Below are 17,233 nucleotides of genomic sequence, written 5' to 3' on the forward strand. Positions count from 1 at the left end.
TCTCGCGACCGCCAGGTACGCCCCGGAACTCGGGAGCGAATTGGTTCCTGACCTCGTGGTACGCGGCAATTCAGATGACAATGCTCATGTCGCGTGGCGACAATTCCTCCTTGAGGCACTACGAGCTCGGAAAGGGAGCGTATGGCGGAGAAGGAGGGCAAGGGCGCACCGAGGGAAGAGTTCCACCTCGTCGGCCAGGCGTATCGAGGCTCGGTCAGCAATACTAATGTTGAGCTGATAGTGGACAACAACGTCGTGTCGATCGCGGAGTCCGTGATGCGAAAAGGTTTTGTAGAGAACGACATTCAGCATCGTCGGCTCCGAAATATTTGCGATTGGGCACGATCGGGAGATGCGGAGTTCAACTGTTACGTCGGGGCCGTAGAAGGCGCAGGGTTCGATGGATACTCCGTGTCGTCCTACAGCCTTGCTCGGCGGCTTGCATCATCTGCGGCGCTGTTTCGGGCCGCGACTACCGACTGCGGCGTTGATCCATTCGATGCAACTCCACTGCAAGATCGGATGCTGGTGAAGCTGCCCGATATCACGTCGGCTGTCGATCACGCGCAGGATCTAGCCGGTAACCTCTTTCTGCCCAACTATATTGCGATCCTGCTGTGGCGGCTGGTGTGCGAGGACCGACCGAATCGTCGTGACGCTGAGACCTCGCGCACACTGCTCCTTGAGCTCGGTCGGCGCCTCGAGACGAAGATCAACTACCTCCCCTTGACATGGATTATGTTGTTCTACGCCGAATTCGGTACGTTTGAGGTGGCACGGACGGTGCGTTCGGGTCTGTTCAAACTGGATGGATCCTCTCTTGCGAAGAATTCCCGTTCGGGCGGATGGGACATGAGTCTGCTGTCCTATATGTCAATGCTTCGCTCGGTCGATCAGCTCGAAGGGATCACGGTTCCGCGGATGCCGGTGCTGGTCACCGCCGACGCGAAGTTCGCCCACGCAGCGGCGATGGTTACCGCTGTCGGCAACACCGGGCTGTTCGAGATCAATTTCGATCGGCTTAGACAATGTCTCATGTGGTTGATTTCGCGAGTTTCTTATAGCAGGTCAGTGTCGCGGCGAGGGTGAGGAAGGCGAGGAAGTGGGTGGCCTTGTGGTCGTAGCGGATGTTGAGGCGGTGGTAGCCGGTCAACCAGGAGATCGTGCGCTCGATCACCCACCGGTGGCGTCCGAGGCGCTGGGAGGATTCGATGCCTTTGCGGGCGATGCGGACGCCGATGCCGCGGTCTCGCACCCATTGCCGGAGTTCGGCCGTGTCGTATGCCTTGTCGGCGTGCAGCTTACCGGGTTTGCGTCGGCGCGGACCGCGCCGCGACCGGATGGCTGGGACCGCTTTAACCAGCGGCCGCAGCGCTTCGGCGTCGTTGGTGTTGGCCGCCGAAACACCCACCGACAGAGGGATTCCCGCGCGGTCGGACAGGACGTGAAGCTTCGAGCCGGGCTTGCCGCGATCGACTGGGCTCGGACCGGTCAAAGGTCCCCCTTTTTCGCCCGAACACTCGCTGCGTCGATCACCGCCCGCGACCAGTCGATCAAGCCTCGGCTGCCCAGCTCGTCCAGGACGGCGTTGTGTAAACGCCGCCACAGTCCGGCCTCGGTCCACACGCTGAACCGGCGGTGCGCCGTGGGCACCGTAACCCCGAACGACGGCGGCAGCATCCGCCACGCACAACCACTGACCAGCACGAACACCACCGCCGTGAACACTGCACGCTCGTCGGCCGGGGCGGTGCCACCACCCTGCGGACGCGCAGTGAACTCCGGAAGCAACGGCTCTACCAAAGCCCACAACTCGTCCGGAACAAGACGTTTCGACAACTCATCGACCACGAGTCGAACATCATGCAGCACAGCCGATTCCGGCACAACACAAACCAATCACAACCACGTAAGACACAGTCTTAGGCCCGAGACCCATGCCATGGTGAGCGATACGATCGTGAACCACTGTTCTCGACGGCTGCTTCGCAGTCCGACCGTGCCGCTGTGGAGCGACCTGATCGGTATAGCCAATGAGCTGGAGGAACAGCTCGGTATCGATGAACCTGACCGCCTGCGTTCCGAGCGACCGATCGTCGAGATCTCAGCCGATCCCATAAAGTTGCAGCGCCTGCTCGCGATCATGCCGCATCCGAGAAGAGATAATCGGCCACCTGCATGACGAGCCGGTCGATCTCTACACCGCCTTGTTTCTGGCAGTAACCGTCTTATCTTGTTTCGCTTCTCGCGACGGGCGCGACGACCTTCTGAGAGTGGCGGCGAAGCGTGCCGCGCCCGGGTTTACCGGCGATTCAGCTCAGGGCTCGGGCGCTGAGCTCATCTTGGAAAGTCTGGCACTCATCGATGCCTGGTTTACAGCCGATGGTGCATTGATCCAGGTGTATCTCGAACGACTCGAACTGTGCACCGTTGTGCACCGGAACGTGGTGCTGCTGGTGACGCTGCTCGTTGTGAAGTCGCTGATGGAGTTGCTCGCAGACGATAGGGGCATCGCTCTTGATCTGGCGTACGCGGCGGTTTCCAAGATGATCTACGAGCGTGTCGGAAAGATGCTGGAGCTGAGTCCGAATCCCGAGGCGTGTCCGGAGGAGACAGGAGACCCACTGGACTTGTCATCTCATGTTGATGGGAAGATGGCAGCGACGTCGTGTGCTCTGACGAGCTTCCCCCGAGAGGGTGCGAGCAGCTTGCCCAGCCAGCCGTCCTCTTGAGGCAGGAGCGCCTCGATCCGCGTGCGAGCCTCGCCACGTGCTTCGGCGTGATTGTCGCCGCATAGGGCGTCGTACTGGCGAAGGCGGTCGGCCAGCATGTCGTAGAGGCGGACGGCAGCACCGTGGTTTACCAACACGATCTTGTCGTGGGCGGCCTCGGCGGCGTCGTCCTTCGTGGTAGTGGCGGGGGTCAGCAAGCAGCCGCATACTCGAGTCTTTGCCGATCGCCGAGTCTCGACCTCGATCTGGCCGAGCAGTTGGTTCACATCGCCGCGGATGAGTGGCTTCGGCTCTCCCTTCGGGATGGTCTTTACTTCCCAGACGCGGCGTTCGGCGCGCTTGACGGTGGACCAGGTCCATCGGCAGTCCGTGGCGCTCTGTTCGGTCTTGGGTGGGCGTTCTCCGTAGGCCCCCACCAGGCGAGCGAGCCTGGTCAGGGCTTCACACTGTTGGTCATGGCTGCCAGTGAGCAAGGCCCGTCCCTCGGAAAGGACACGATCAAGTCGCGTACCGGTTTCACGGCGCCACTCATCCCAAGCGAGAAGAACCTGTCGGTGTCGTCGGCGGTCTGTTCGTAGCCTTCAAGGTCGGCGACGGTACGGCCCAGCCGGCGGAACCAAGTAGTGCGCGGTCCACCGGCGGTGGCCTCTTCGAGTGCCTTGCGCGCGGCGGCTAGGTCTTGGGGGCGTCCGCGATCGAAGTGGGCGTGGGCCTCCACGTAGCGCCAGAACGCGGCGTGTTCGGTTTCCCCTGCCTTGGCTAGTTGAGCGGCGGCTTCCCTCGCTTTCCTGGCTGCCCCCGCGTGGTCGCTGAGCCATAAGTCGGTCGCCGCAGAGACTTCCGCGTCGGCGCTGGAGACATGGCTGCTTCCGCCGATGTCGCGGCCGGGTCGCGCCTTCCGGCGAGGACTCGTCGGCGCAGAGGTCTCCGTGGAGGTCGAAGCTGGTATGGCTGGTTGCCAGAACGAGGTGCAGGCGAGAAGGGTGCCCTCCCAACCTTGGTCGTAGATCTCCAGCGCCGTGCGGATGGTGGGTTCGGTGCCTGTAGGGATCGACTTGCGTACGGCAGGGTCGGCGAGCATCTGCGCGAAGCTAGGGTCGAGTCCGAGGTAGAGGGACCGGTCGGTCTCTTCACGGTTAGCCCGGCCTAATGCTTGGGTGACTCGCTGGCCGACCCGGTGGCGCATGAAGCTGGCGTCGCCGAGGTAGGCGACGACGAATCGTTCGAACTCACTGCTTGCCTGCGGACAGTGGTGATGATGACCAGTTTGCACAGGTCGCCCGCGAGGTCTAACCCGTCGTAGCGACCGGCGGTGATCAAGTGTCCGTTGGTGACGCGCCCCCAGGTGTCGACCATCGAGTCGTCCCCAGGGCGAAGGCGGTATATCGGCTGTCCGTAAGCGGTGAGAGTCTTCTGGAGAGTGTCGGCTTCGGCGTGGCTGGCGCACAACCAGGCGGCACGGCCGCCGGCTGCCTGAGTTTGAGCAAGGGCCCAGCCGAGCACATTCTGGCTGAAGGGGTGTTCGGCACTAGGGTTGAGCACCAGCAGCCGCTCGCCCGTCGCCCCAGGCGGCAGTGGGGTGGCAGTGGTGAGACGGGTGACCGGTCCGCCTCCAACTCGGCGCTGGAGGTCGTCCATCGAGCAGAGGGTGGCTGACAGGTAGATCCGCTGCTTGGCACGGCTGTACTGGGGGTTTAGCGTGGTTGGTGGATGGTAGGGGCCGATCTCGATACCGGAGGGGCCGATGAGGACGCCGCACTGGGTGAGGTGATCGCGGACGGTTGGCCAGACGTATAGCATCTCGTCCTTGAGGTCACGGTCCGTGACGAGTGGCGATGCCGCGATAGCGTCGCGTGTTGAGCCCACGATCGCGTCCCAATCTCTGAAGGACAGCAGTTCGGGAGGGGTGCCAGGTCGGGCGGTCCCGTCCAGCATTGCGTGTAGACCGGGGTAGGCGTCGGTGTGCGCTACCACCAGCTCGCAGATCGTTCGAAAGAGCTGGCGGCCGAGGCCGGGCTTGTCAAGGATGCGCAAGGTCTGCAGCCCGCTGAGAGACTGCTCGGCAAGGTGGGCATCGTCGAAGATGACCAGGTCAGCGGCTCCAACCTTCGGATCGCTGTTGAAGTAGACCCAGTAGTTCATCACGCCGACGGCCTGAGCTTGGTGGTAGTCGTCGAGCTTCGCACCGCCGTAGTCCTTCGCGGCGAAGCGGACGACGTCTAGATCCAGATCTTCGGCTTCCTCCTCGACCCGCTCGGCGAGCTGGCGGGTACCAGTCAGGTAGGCCACCGACCAACCGCGGCTGAGGGCATGATCGGCGATCAGCAGGGCCAGCAGCGTCTTACCCTCGCCTGTGGGCATCTCTATGGCCAGATCTGCAGTGTCGAGGTGCTGGTCCGCGTAGGCGGCGAGGACCTGGCGCTGACCCGGCCGAAGTTGGGTGAACCTCGCAGACCTGAAGTCCACCAGGTTCTGCTCGAAGTCCGGCTTCGCCGCGTTTGTCACCGTTCACTCCTCACTCGTAAGGTGTGAATTTTACGGCGCGGGGCGCCTCCTTCGCTGCGCTATTTCCGCTAGCGCAGCAGGGTGAACGGTACGAACTGGTCGACCAGGTGAAGTCTGTCGGGGTGCTATTTGGACGAAGCGGTTGCGAACCTGGTCAACCTGTAAATTGACGACAAGAATATAGAGCGGTATTTCGGTGCGGCGCTCAGGAATGGTAGCGAGACCGAAGGAATAGCAAGAGTTGGCTGGCATACTACCTCCACTACACCTCGTACCTCGCCTGGTGTCAGCGATGCTGTCGTTATCGCAATGCCTGAGTGGAGCACCGTTGTTGGAGACCCATCGCCAGCATTGCTCGACGCGGTCGACATCGACTGGGCAGGTCACGGCTTGTCGGATGGCGGTTTGTTTCGTAGTCCAGGTCGGCAAGACGTCTGTGGGAGTACAGATTCCACCGAATTGGGTGCCGCCCGCGCTTGCCTGGCAGGACGACGAGATAGTCAGTCTTCTACCACTCCTACCCAGACGAAGTCGCGAGCTCGGGTCAGTGCCACCATGGTCTGCCGGGCGGCAAGTTCCGCCCGGTCACGGGCACCGCCGGTGAGTTCATTGAGCGGTGTGTCCGACTTCTCTGTGATGTGGAAGACGGCGGCGAAGTCCATGCCCTTTGCTCGATGGACGGTACCAACTTTAATGGCCTCGTGCTGGGTGCCGTCGTATTTGTCGAGTGACAGTACCGACAGTCCGGCGCGTTCTAGGATGTGCTGATAGCGGACGGCATCTCGTCGACTGCCCACGATTACGGCGGTATCAGACGAGGTGTAGCCGAATTCATTGAGCGCGCGAACGAGTTCGTCGCCTACTGCCGCACGGCGTATCGACTTCTCGACCGCTTTGCCACCGGGGAGGACGGTTTCGCTGTCACGTAGGACAAATCCGGGCCCGCCATCGAGGTCGTCGACGGTGTTGGCGGCCTCTACCCGCTGCGCGAACTGCAGGACGGCTTCGCGATTGCGGTAATTCTTCCTCAACACGCGCCCGCGGCCACCGGGCAGCGGGATACCAGCGTCGGATAGTTTCCAGCCACCCGCGTATACCTGCTGCTGACCATCGCCGACCAGTAGCAGCTGAGCATCCTGCTGCCCGCCGGCGATCTGGTGGACCAGCATCAGCTGCATCAGGGTGAAGTCCTGCACCTCGTCGACCGCGACCATGGCGAAGTCTTCGGTGTCGTCCAGTGGGCGATCGCGAAGCTCGTTGATCGCCTTGCCGATTACATCGTTGAAGTCGTCGATTCCTCGTTCCTCGAGTCGCGACTGGTACGGCTCATAGAACAGCGTCCACACGTCCTCACGACGCTTCGGCCCAAGCCCTACGCCCTCACGGCCGGAACGGGCGACCTTCTTGTATGCCTCGAGGTCCGGTAGCCCGCGCCCCTTGATGACCCGATCGACCTCGTCCTTCCAGTACTGGTAATCCGTATCACGGATTTCACCGAGCACATGCCGGGCCGTGGTCCATGCGCGAGCGAACGCGTCCTCGTGGGCGTCGTCGGCGAGAGCGTACGGGACTTTTCGTTTCTTGAGGAACCGTATGGTCCAGGCGTGTAGGCCGATGAACTCGGCCCGGTCAACGGCCTGCGGAGCGAGTCGCCGGAACGCCGATTCATGGTACGTGGGCAGGGTTTTCACGAAGCTGGTGAACATCACACGACCGGGGTTCGCCTTGACGAATCGGGCCATCCGGTGTAGTGCCACTACCGACTTCCCGGTGCCCGCGGGTCCGCTGAAGCGGGCTGGACCGGTGAAATTGATGTTCACCAAGCCGATCTGATCAGGGTCTAGGAAGGTTATCCATTCCTTGAACGGACGGCCGAGCATCTTGCCGCGTTCATCCTCCTGCAGTTCAGTGACACCGAAAAGCGACTCGGGCGCAACGGATTCCGCGACCGGCGCGTCGTCACTGCTGATCCACTCGTATCGAGTGCTCCGATCTGCGACCGTCGCGGAGAACTCACGGATCAACCTAAGCGGCAACGTTTTATCGCCGTCGAGCAGCGTCTTCCTCAACGTGAACTCGTCCACGGAGGCGAACGGGTCGTGCGCCTCGGTAGCCACCGCTCTTGGCATTAGTAGCAAGATCTCTAGCATGTGTGGCACATACTGACTGCGCCCGAACACCAGGCCGGCGAATGCCTCCTCCGCATGCTTGCGGATGGCACGGAGGACCTGACGTTCGGGCACTCGTTCGGTAAACACCAGCGCGTATACGCCAGTTGGGCCGATCGCGAAAGCCGTTGCCCGATCCTCGCTACCGGGCGCACGATCGATGAGCACGTGCCATCGACGCTCCATCATTGGAATCGACAGGAATCGGCGCTGGCCAGCAGTAAGCGAAGAAATCTCAGCGAGGCGGCGCTCCACCCAGCCCCGACGCCGCTCACGGATGATGTCAGGCACGAGTCCCCCTTGCGTCCTCGAATGACTTCCGCTACTCACGATAACTCAGAGATACGCGAGATTCGTCGAATCACGCTCTGCAGCAGCGTAATTCTTGTTACGAGGCAGACGGCATCGCGACGATCACTCGTAGAAGGAGTTGCTGATCCGCCGATCGCCCTCCTCTGTTCGCCCAATTGTTGCTCTCGTCCTCCACGTATGGTTCGTGGAAGGAGCCGATCTCTGGATCGAACATGTACTCGTCGGTAACACAACTCTTGACCATGTCCCAGGCGCTGTCGAATACGAACTCGAATCGATCGAGGAATTTATTGACCGCGCGGAGCAGCGCTGGCGTGAGATCGTCAGAGGAGTCCTGCGGCTATGTACTTTGGGTAATTACCGCAAAAGGCTACGCCGACAGCGTATCTCGGATTCGTTGTTTCGCGTGTGCGGGGCCCGAACCGAGTGAGCCGACCCTTCGCAAGGTCAACGATGGCCCGATCACATTTGCAGGCCATCGCCGTCCAGCGGTCTCAGCACGTAAAGACGGCTGTCGTATCCACTTTTGTGGCAACAGCAGTCCACGACTGAGGTCGACTACTACTTGCCCCTGCGCTGATCATCCTCGTTGTGGCGCCGATCAATCTGCGTCCGCACCAGCGCGGAGACAAGATTGATCATGGCGGCCAGGACGCGTGCTGCACCGTCGAGATCCACTACCAAACCGATCCAATTGTCCATGTCCATCCCAGATTCGAAGTTCGACGACGACCTGATCGCATCGCCTGGCCACGACGATGCAGACGGTTCGTCACGTCCCACAGGGATCGGACAAAATCAGTTGATTTCCGCAGGTAGTGCACCAGTTTCCTACCGTCCACCGGACACCGGACGGCGCTCGGCCACGCTCGCTATAGTGATCAGCTGGGTAGGCAGATAGACGCGGGGGAACTTGATGACAGATGATGACGCACATCTCCCGGCTCGGGAGCGACTGGCCGAGTTGGAGACTCCGGTGCAACTGGGCGCAGCGCTGCGTGAGCAGCGGCTGGGTGCGGGTCTGTCGATGCTCGGGCTCGTTGCCGCCGTAGCCGAGCGAAGCGACACTGAGGTTCGGCTCCGAAAGAACCTCATCGAGGATATGGAGAAGGGAAATCGGATCCATTCCGTCGATGACGACAGGTTGGAGCTCTTTCTGTCGGCGTGTGGCGTGCCAAGAAGCGACCTGTCAGCCTGGCGCGAAACTTCCTGGCGGGTTCATCAGGTTGCGCCGAACCCAGTGCCTGTCCCAGTGGACGGAGACCCATCCCGTGTGCGGGTCTGGGCGATACCAGCAGCGGTTGCCATAGTTGCCATAGTTGCCGCTGTCACCGTCGTCATAACGGCATGTGTTGTACGTGGGACTCAGGCGAGCCCGCGAGGCTATCCGACCTACCTTCACATACCAGCAGCTCCTGGTGCGGACCAGCTAGAGGCGATGGCTGCGTCAGAGGCGTCGCCACCGCTGCAGGTTGTTGACGCAAGGCCCCTGATAGGGATTAGTTCGGGGCGATGGGCCTTCGCAGAGAAGATGGAGATGAGTTCGAGCGAGCTCGCGAGCTTCGCTAAGGATATCTACACGCAATCGGCGAAATATCAAGGATGGCTGACGAGCCGTGGCGCAGTCCCGGTCGAGGGCGCAACCACAACCCTGACGTTACGCGCGAACTCGACGCAGCCTGTTCGAATAATCCGAATGTCGGCAATCAAAGAATGCGCTCAACCTCTCAATGGAACGTATTTTCAACCCCCGGCCGAGGGCGGCGCGGAGCCGAATATCATGCTCGGTGTAGATCTGGATACATCTGATTCGATTTTTCAGGAGATGTATCACAATGAGTCAGGGCTACTGCCTTCAGGCCCGAGTTATTTCGATCAAAATACTGTGATGCTGAATCCTGGGGAAACCCAGACGTTTACTATAGGCGCATTTACCAAACTCTACAGCTGCTCTTTTAAAGTGCGAATCTACGTAGTTGGGTCAGGGCCCGCCGTCTATCAGGATATAGACTGCGCTGGAACCTCGTTCAAGATCACGGCACCGGCCCGCACAAAAAATCCTGAACGCCCCTTGTCTGGGTATCAAACCGCTTATGGACGTCAGGGAGACTACACAGCGCCGGAATGGATCCGACTGGATCCTAACAGTGTCGGAAAATGAATGAATAGACCTACGAGCAAGCGCGTTTTGCCCCGAATGACGCCCCTCTTTATACTTGCCACAAGTATCCTCGCAGTATCGATGCTTTCCGGAAGCTACGCCGAAAGGCCATGGACCCCACCGGCCGGGAACGAGGTACCGTTCAGCTTCATTACTCACGAAAAATTTGTAGTCGCCACTCTAGATCGGGTTATCGGCTACTCTTTCGGCGCGTTCGATGCTGACGATAAGATGATTTGGACACATAGCGGAGATTTTGCGACTATCCTCTCCAACCCGCCAGTATCGCGAAGTGAAGAACGCGAGCTAATCTATATAGACGCCAATTCTGGAATTGAGAAGCGACTACCTTGCCGAAGTTGTAGGGATATCGTTGCCATCGGGGACAGCTCGGTCCTTGCACTATCTGGAGTGCAGGGGAACGTCGCAGCCACTCAGTTCGATCTAAAATCGGATCGCTTTACGTCGACTTATGTACAAAATGATTTTGCGATACATGCCAGCTCTCGCGCTCGTATCCTTTCTGATGATATTAGATCAACCAGGGGCTTAGCCAGTCTCGGGTACCACAATGCGCTGGCAAGGGCCTCGGGAAAGAGGGTCTCCCAAGCAACTTCCAACTCTACGGAGGAATTTGCTGCCGAACGATTCTTAATATCGCTATGGTCAGCGTCGTCGCCGGAATCCGAACGCGGTTGTGACTCTATCCCAATTATTTCCGTCGTTGACCGAGATCGAATTGCGCGGCCTACCGACCTATCCGCGGCGATACCGACCTACATTCGGTCTACAGGTCACGGCGAGGTTATTGTAGAGGACCTGTGGTGGGGATTGGACGGGGCATTTCATGTGACTTTATCGACTGCGACGTGTGTTGACGGCGAGGGTATGGTCGACGAACCTCAACTTGACGGCAGCTCTGTGCGTGCGACTCGCTTGAGAGCTGAATGGACACGACATCCAAGCCTGTGGACGCTTGACAATTATTCGTTGAAGTGGAGGCATGAGTCAGGTGTTCCGCCCGCGCGAATGACTCGATATTTGGGTAATGGTAGTGCAATCCAATTGAGATCGCCCACCTGTTTCGAATACCCAAACTTACGTTGCCGTCAGGGAGCGCTATATCAGCGCGTCGGAGGGCAGGACCGTCTGATCGTTCCCGGCGTGCTTTCCATCGCTGCACAGCCCGCGGCGGCCGGTGACCCTTCCAAGAACTGTATTGCAACGTCGTCCACGGGAGCAGTTTTAAGTATCGAATTGCTCGTGGGATCATTGACCTGCCAACGAATGAAGCAAATTCTCTCCGAATACTCCGACAGTCACGTACCGAGCACGGGAAATGCGCGCCATATCGAAACAAAGGAATGGCATTGCTCCAGCCCTACTGCAGGTGAACGACAGGCATCTGGGACAGCTACCGTATGTAGCAAGCTGAATTCCGAACGGCCGTGGCATTTCAATGCCGTGGAAATTAATACGGGATAGTGAGATCGCCCTTGAAGCCATCATCGACTTGGGCAGAATTTGTGGGGCTACATCTCGAACATCTCCGACCTTGTACACTATCGACCCTCTGTATTCTACGACCGCCTACTTAAAACTAGGGCGCAAGCGGTTGACCGCAAACGGCATCCTATGACGGCAACAGGAACGCATGTAGAATCGTGGGTCATCAAACCAACTACCCGACAATGTCAAACGCCCGATGACCGCGATAGATGTCGAATTTTCACTCATCAACTGGCGTGATGGGCTATCATCACGGTTTGCTGTCGATCACGTGTCGAGTTTGTTGCTCCTGTTCATTATTTCCGCAGGTCAATTCGTGTGGTTAGCGCGTGTGTCCCCTCGGGACACGACTACATGCACATGACTCGGCGGTATCCCAGCACAGTGGCTCGACCGCAGTCACCACGCGGACTTGGGAAGTTTGCGTGCTTGTTGCTAGATGCTCAGGGATCTGAGCGTGTTGCTCTGAACCATGCCGAAGGTTGCCTTTGGGGAGTGGGACCACGTTGGTCGAGCTCGGGCCGCCTCGCGTAACGGCAACGCGAGCTTCGAGTTGTAGGTGCTGCCAATCTGGGGTGCAGCAGGCCGTGTTCAGTCACTCGACTAAGGGTTGTCCCGTAAGCTGTTGAGCGGCAACGGTATCGTGTCGCGAGTGGTGATCTCGGCGGCTGATCCGGTGATGGTGGAGTTGTTCTCCGGGCTGCGGCCACGCACGTTCGCTCGTCTGATCACCCGGTTGCGGCGCGAAGGCGCCGACCGGCCGTTGCGGGGCCGGCCCTGGGGGTTGTGTTTCGAGGACCGAGTGTTGCTGGTGGCCACCTACTGGCGGACCAACCTCACGATGCGCCAGCTCGCTGCAGTGTTCGGAGTGTCGAAGTCGGCCGCGGCCCGTGTGATCGAGGACCTGGGACCTGCGTTGGAGCTACGGCCCCGGACCCGGTTTCCGCGTGGTGCGGTGCTGATCGTGGACGGCACCCTGGTCCCGACCCGTGATCACGAGGTGGCCGCGCCGAGTAAGAACTACCGGTACTCGACCAACCATCAGGTCGTGATCGACGCCGACACCGAACTCGTCGTCGCGCTCGGGCGTCCGTTGCCGGGTAACCGTAACGACTGCCGGGCCTGGGCGGAGTCCGGTACCGCTCATGCCTGCCGCAACGCGGTGGTGATCGCTGATGGTGGCTATCAGGGCACCGGTGTAATCATCCCGCATCGTCGCCCGCCTGGCGGGGAGTTGCCGGAATGGAAACAGGCCCACAACAAGTCTCACCGCAAGGTCCGTGCCCGCGTCGAGCACGCTTTCGCCCGGATGAAGACCTGGAAGATCTTGCGCGACTGTCGTCTACGCGGCGACGGTGTCGCTGTCGCGATTGCTGGTATCGCTACTCTGGCCAACCTCGCCCACGCCCACTGACGTCTTGGCCGGTGAACCGGCTGACGTCACTATCCCAGACTTACGGGACAACCCTTAGCGACACGGAAACGACACGTTTTCAGCGAGAACTGACCGGTTTCAACGGGACTTGTTGGGGGTCGTATTCTTGCTATCGACGCAGCTCACGGGCAGTATTGAGAACTCTCGAGAACTCGAAAACACCCCCCACTCACAATCGGCAGGTTTCTGGTTCGAGTCCAGATGGGGGAGCTGTGACCAGGGCGAACGTATCAGTTCGACCCTGGTTTTTCCTTTTGATGCCCGTAAGCGTCACGCTTTCAGCTCACAAACTTGTCCAGCGTGGTCGTGAAATCGGGGGCCTGGGTCGGCTGGTCGATGTAGTGCCGGTTGGTGGTAGCAGTGCTCGCATGGCCGAGTTGCTGAGCCGCGGCACGAGGGCCGTGCTCCTGCGCCAGCAGCGATGCGACCGTCTTGCGGAACGTCTTCGGGGTCACCCACGCGAACTTCTCGCCGCGTGCCTGACGCCAGAGTCTGTTGAAGTTGTGGGGGTCCCAAATCCCGCCGTCGCGGTTCGGGAACACCAGATCCCACTTGTTATCGACTGCTTGGGCTTTGACGCGCTCTAGCGTGTCGACGACGAATTGCGGCGGGATCACCGTTCGGAATCCGGAATCTGTCTTCGTCCACTCCGGACGGATCAGCGCCTTACCTTTGATGCGAATAATGGTGCCGGAAAAGGTGAGTCGCGGTGGATTCGACTCCAGATCCATCGGACCAGCGCAACGCCAACGCCCCCAGGGCAGGGTCCGGTGCCCAACTCGACGTCGGCGACGTCCAAGACGCGAACGTTGCGCTTGGGACCAAGGGGTGCCGTCGATGTTCTCGCCCCGCCAGCCACGATCAATTGCAGGACCCCGGCATCGACATCCTGTTCCGCCACCTCAACCACCGCAATAACAAGATCGGGCCAGCGATGTCGATCCAAAGAACGAACAGCCTCATCAACGAGGTCGTCAATTGGGTCAACACCTATTGCGCCGAGCACGGCAGGACCGACGGAATCCCTCAGATTGCGAGCGCCACCTGGAAGCTGACTACCCGGCAATTCCGTCGCACCTGGCCTGGCATATCGCCCGGAAACCGGGCGGATCCATCGCCGGCGCGATCCAATACCGACACCTCAGCATCCAGATGTTCGAAGGCTACGCCGGCACCAGCGAAGCCGGATTCCGCGCCGAAGTCGACGCCGAACAAGCACTCGCCCGCGGCGAACTGCTGCTCAACCTGGCCACCGAACACATCCACGAGCTGCGAGGACCGGCGGCCGCCGACGCCGCAACCCGGTCCAGTCGCGGTAGTCGACGCCGGGGAAGTAGGGGCAGGCGTCGCCGCAGCCCATGGTGAAGGTTTCGACGGTGTCGGGGTGAGGATTTTCGGGGTTTGGTCGGAGATGTCGATGCCGACCTCGGCCATGGCTTCGACGGCGGCGGGGTTGATGGTGTCGGCGGGTGCGCTGCCGGCGGAGCGGACTTCGATGGCGTCTCCGGCGAGGTGGGTGAGGAATCCGGCGGCCATTTCGGAGCGTCCGGCGTTGTGGACGCAGACGAACAGCATGCTGGGCTTGGCGGTCATGGTGCGGCGGCGGTCGCTTTCAGGTGGTGGGGATTTCGAGTTCGGCGAGCAGGTGGCGGACGCGGGTTTCGATTTCCTCGCGAATGGGTCGAATCGCGTCGAGGCCGAATCCGGCGGGGTCGTCGAGGTCCCATTCCTCATAGCGGCGGCCCGGGTAGAGCGGGCAGGCGTCGCCGCAGCCCATGGTGATGATGACGTCGGCGGCTTGCAGGATTTCCTCGGTCCACGGCTTAGGGAATTCGGTCGTGATGTCGATGCCGACTTCTGCCATGGCCTCGACGGCGGCGGGGTTGATTTCGTCGCCGGGCTCGCTGCCGCCGGACCAGGCGACGGCGTTGTCCCCGGCGAGGTAGGTGAAGAAGCCGAGGGCCATCTGGGAGCGCCCGGCGTTGTGGGTGCACAGGAACAGCACGGTGGGTTTGCCGGTGTGGGCTTTGCCCTCGACGCGGGCGAGGGCGTTGAGTCGTTGGCGGGCGAAGCGTTCGGTCAGCAGCGGTAGGAAGTTCATGACGGTGGCGCGGCCGGCGAATTGGTCGTAGGAGGAGCGCAGGAACCGTTCGATGGTTTCGACCCCGAAGGTGCCGTCGAATTCCCGCTGCAGGCGGGTGGCGGCGGTTTTCAGGGCGAGTTGCTGGTCGATGGTCAGGTCGCTGCGAACGTAGGTGGCGTAGGCGAGGGGGCTGTCGCTCATTGCGGGGTTCCGATGCTCGGAGGTGGGCAGGGTTAGGCAGAGGGACGCATTTCGGTGAGCAGTTGCTGCACGCGGGTGTTGATGTCGTCGCGGATCAGGCGCATGCGGTCGATGCCGCGCTCGGAGGGTTCGTCGATGTCCCAGTTCACGATCGCCACCCCGTCGACGGGATCGACGCGTGCTTCGCGGCCCAAGGTGACGACGAGGTCGACCGCGCGCAGCAGCCGCGGGTCGATCGGTTTCGGGGTTTCCTCGCGGATGTCGACGCCGACTTCCAGCAGCGACTGCCCCGACAACGCGTTGAGGCTCTCGCCGGGGGCGGTGCCCGCGGAGTAGACCTCGATGCGTCCCTCGGCGGCGTGCCGCATCAGTCCGGCGGCCATCTGGAACTTGCCGCCGTTCTTGACACACACGAACAGCACCGCAGGTCTCGCACTCACCGCTCTACCACCTTCTCCGCCGCTTGGTCGGCCGGTGTCGGCGTGGCGGGGCTGGTGGGGCGGAAGCGTTTGCGTAGTGCCAGGGAGACGTACACCAGCCCGACGAGGACTGGTACTTCGATGAGCGGGCCGACGACTCCGGCGAGGGCTTGGCCGGAGGTCGCGCCGTAGGTGGCGATGGCGACGGCGATGGCGAGTTCGAAGTTGTTGCCCGCTGCGGTGAACGCGAGCGTGGTGGTCCGCTCGTAGCCGAGGCCGAGGGCGGCGCCGAGGAGGTAGCCGCCGCCCCACATGATGGCGAAGTAGGCCAGCAGGGGGATCGCGATGCGCACGACGTCGAGGGGTTGGGAGGTGATTTGTTTGCCTTGCAGGGCGAACAGGATGACGATCGTGAACAGAAGTCCGTACAGCGCCCACGGCCCGATGCGGGGCAGCAGTGTGGATTCACACCAGTCGCGGCCTTTGGCGTGTTCGCCGTAGCGGCGGGTCAGATAGCCCGCCAGCAGGGGGATGCCGAGGAAGATCAGCACCGATTTCGCGATCTGCCCCGGTGAGGTGTCGATCGTGGTCTGCTCCAGCCCGAGCCAGCCTGGCAGCACCGACAGGTAGAACCAGCCCAGCACGGCGAACATGATCACTTGGAACACCGAGTTCAATGCCACCAGCACGGCGGCGGCTTCGCGGTCTCCGCAGGCCAAATCGTTCCAGATGATGACCATCGCGATGCACCGTGCCAGGCCGACGATGATCAGCCCGGTTCGGTACTCGGGCAGATCCGCCAATAGCAGCCATGCCAGGGCGAACATCAACGCCGGACCGAGCAGCCAGTTCAGCACCAGCGACCCGACCAGCAGCTTCCGGTCGCGGGTGACCGTGTCGAGCCGGTCGTAGCGCACCTTCGCCAGCACTGGGTACATCATGATCAGCAAGCCGATCGCGATCGGCAGCGAAATGCCATCGAGCTCCACCGCGCTCAACCCGTCCCCGAGCCCTGGGATCATTCGTCCGAGCAGCAGTCCCGCGGCCATCGCGACACCGATCCATACCGGCAGGAACCGATCCAGCGGGGACAGCTTCGCCACAACTCCGCTCTCCGCGACGGCGGTATCCGCGCTCACGCGTTCACCCCCGCGTCGGCGCCACTTTCGACCAGCAGCACATCCGAGAGCCGTTGCAGTGCGTCGGGAATCACCCGGTAGTACACCCAGGAGGCGCGGCGTTCGCTGGTGAGCAGCCCGGCTTCGCGCAGCACTTTCAAGTGATGCGAGATCGTCGGCTGCGTCAGATCGATGCCCTCCGACAGATCGCACACACACGCTTCCTGCCCTTCGCGGGAGGCGATCGCGCTCAGCAGCCGCAGCCGTATCGGGTCCGACAGCGCCTTGAACACCCCCGCCAGCTCGGTGGCGGTCTGCGCGGTCAACGGTTCACGAACGATCGGCGCGGCCGTGCACGACTGCACGGGAACGATCGGAAGCTGCGACTTCGACATTTACCTATATTGATTGATATCAATACTGTAAACAAGCAAACACCGGGTGAACAGACCGCGGGGATGGCGCTGTTCGGATCGCCGCCTGCGTCCAGAGACACCAGTGCCCCTCACCTGACCGGCACTCACCGTCGGCAGGTGCGTCCATCTCGCGGCTGGTTCGTCTGAGGAAGCGGACTCGCATCCGCCCGGGTG

Annotated in this window: 15 protein-coding genes and 1 pseudogene; 5 read left to right on the forward strand and 11 right to left on the reverse strand. The window is 61.3% G+C overall.

Going from position 1 to position 17,233, the window contains the following annotated elements; genetic code table 11:
• Positions 1-141 precede the first annotated feature (141 nt).
• On the forward strand, positions 142-1,089 hold the full coding sequence (locus tag OH799_RS32765; protein ID WP_406272350.1) for a hypothetical protein: 948 nt from the start codon (positions 142-144) through the stop codon (positions 1,087-1,089).
• On the opposite strand, the gene OH799_RS32770 is transcribed toward OH799_RS32765, so the two are convergent.
• Positions 1,034-1,839, reverse strand: a protein-coding gene (locus OH799_RS32770) for an IS5 family transposase (protein ID WP_406281853.1) whose coding sequence is annotated in 2 segments (ribosomal slippage) — positions 1,034-1,495 and positions 1,498-1,839 — 804 coding nt in all. Because the reading frame shifts where the segments join, the coding sequence is not laid out codon by codon here. The genes OH799_RS32765 and OH799_RS32770 overlap by 56 nt on opposite strands.
• Positions 1,840-1,942: 103 nt before the next feature.
• Here OH799_RS32770 and OH799_RS32775 point away from each other — a divergent pair.
• Both OH799_RS32775 and OH799_RS32780 read left to right on the forward strand, forming a co-directional pair.
• Positions 1,943-2,182: a hypothetical protein gene (locus OH799_RS32775; RefSeq protein ID WP_406272353.1), complete on the forward strand. Its 240-nt coding sequence runs from the start codon at positions 1,943-1,945 to the stop codon at positions 2,180-2,182.
• A 91-nt stretch (positions 2,183-2,273) separates the two neighbouring features.
• Positions 2,274-2,732 carry a hypothetical protein gene (locus tag OH799_RS32780; protein ID WP_406272356.1) on the forward strand — a complete coding sequence of 153 codons (459 nt, stop codon included), beginning with the start codon at positions 2,274-2,276 and terminating at the stop codon, positions 2,730-2,732.
• Positions 2,733-3,165: 433 nt separating this feature from the next.
• Here the strand turns inward: OH799_RS32780 and OH799_RS32785 are convergent, their stop codons facing one another.
• The 4 genes from OH799_RS32785 to OH799_RS32800 all read right to left on the reverse strand — a co-directional run bounded on the left by OH799_RS32785 (position 3,166) and on the right by OH799_RS32800 (position 8,419).
• The gene (locus OH799_RS32785; RefSeq protein WP_406272359.1) at positions 3,166-3,813 is read right to left on the reverse strand and encodes a hypothetical protein; all 648 of its coding nucleotides are present in this window, start codon (positions 3,811-3,813) and stop codon (positions 3,166-3,168) included.
• Between the two features lie 65 nt (positions 3,814-3,878).
• Positions 3,879-5,237, reverse strand: coding sequence for a DEAD/DEAH box helicase family protein (locus OH799_RS32790; RefSeq protein WP_406272362.1), 1,359 nt, complete (start codon positions 5,235-5,237; stop codon positions 3,879-3,881).
• A gap of 500 nt (positions 5,238-5,737) precedes the next feature.
• Positions 5,738-7,696 carry a UvrD-helicase domain-containing protein gene (locus OH799_RS32795; protein ID WP_406272364.1) on the reverse strand — a complete coding sequence of 653 codons (1,959 nt, stop codon included), beginning with the start codon at positions 7,694-7,696 and terminating at the stop codon, positions 5,738-5,740.
• Between the two features lie 582 nt (positions 7,697-8,278).
• Positions 8,279-8,419 (reverse strand): hypothetical protein, encoded by a 141-nt coding sequence (locus OH799_RS32800; protein WP_406272367.1) that lies wholly within the window; start codon positions 8,417-8,419, stop codon positions 8,279-8,281.
• An 835-nt stretch (positions 8,420-9,254) separates the two neighbouring features.
• On the opposite strand from OH799_RS32800, the gene OH799_RS32805 reads away from it, so the two are divergent.
• Entirely contained in the window at positions 9,255-9,878 is a 624-nt protein-coding gene (locus OH799_RS32805) for a hypothetical protein (RefSeq protein WP_406272369.1), read from the forward strand.
• Positions 9,879-12,066: 2,188 nt separating this feature from the next.
• Positions 12,067-12,801: a transposase gene (locus tag OH799_RS32810; protein ID WP_406282807.1), complete on the forward strand. Its 735-nt coding sequence runs from the start codon at positions 12,067-12,069 to the stop codon at positions 12,799-12,801.
• Positions 12,802-13,100: 299 nt separating this feature from the next.
• On the opposite strand, the gene OH799_RS32815 is transcribed toward OH799_RS32810, so the two are convergent.
• The 6 genes and pseudogenes from OH799_RS32815 to OH799_RS32840 all read right to left on the reverse strand — a co-directional run bounded on the left by OH799_RS32815 (position 13,101) and on the right by OH799_RS32840 (position 17,038).
• Entirely contained in the window at positions 13,101-13,553 is a 453-nt protein-coding gene (locus OH799_RS32815; RefSeq protein WP_406272371.1) for a tyrosine-type recombinase/integrase, read from the reverse strand.
• A 575-nt stretch (positions 13,554-14,128) separates the two neighbouring features.
• Positions 14,129-14,415: pseudogene (locus tag OH799_RS32820) on the reverse strand (heat-shock protein HtpX); the annotation flags it as partial.
• 19 nt (positions 14,416-14,434) lie between these two features.
• Positions 14,435-15,106, reverse strand: coding sequence for an arsenate reductase ArsC (locus OH799_RS32825; RefSeq protein ID WP_406272374.1), 672 nt, complete (start codon positions 15,104-15,106; stop codon positions 14,435-14,437).
• 32 nt (positions 15,107-15,138) lie between these two features.
• Complete coding sequence (locus OH799_RS32830; RefSeq protein ID WP_406272377.1) at positions 15,139-15,546, reverse strand: low molecular weight phosphatase family protein; 408 nt, start codon at positions 15,544-15,546, stop codon at positions 15,139-15,141.
• Positions 15,543-16,664 (reverse strand): ACR3 family arsenite efflux transporter, encoded by a 1,122-nt coding sequence (arsB, locus tag OH799_RS32835; protein ID WP_406272380.1) that lies wholly within the window; start codon positions 16,662-16,664, stop codon positions 15,543-15,545. The genes OH799_RS32830 and arsB overlap by 4 nt, the downstream gene beginning before the upstream one ends.
• A complete protein-coding gene (locus OH799_RS32840; protein WP_406272383.1) occupies positions 16,661-17,038 on the reverse strand; it encodes an ArsR/SmtB family transcription factor in 378 nt (125 codons plus the stop codon). Before OH799_RS32840 ends, arsB begins: the two co-directional genes overlap by 4 nt.
• Positions 17,039-17,233 lie beyond the last annotated feature (195 nt).

This window comes from Nocardia sp. NBC_00881 (assembly GCF_045207455.1).
Lineage (GTDB): Bacteria > Actinomycetota > Actinomycetes > Mycobacteriales > Mycobacteriaceae > Nocardia.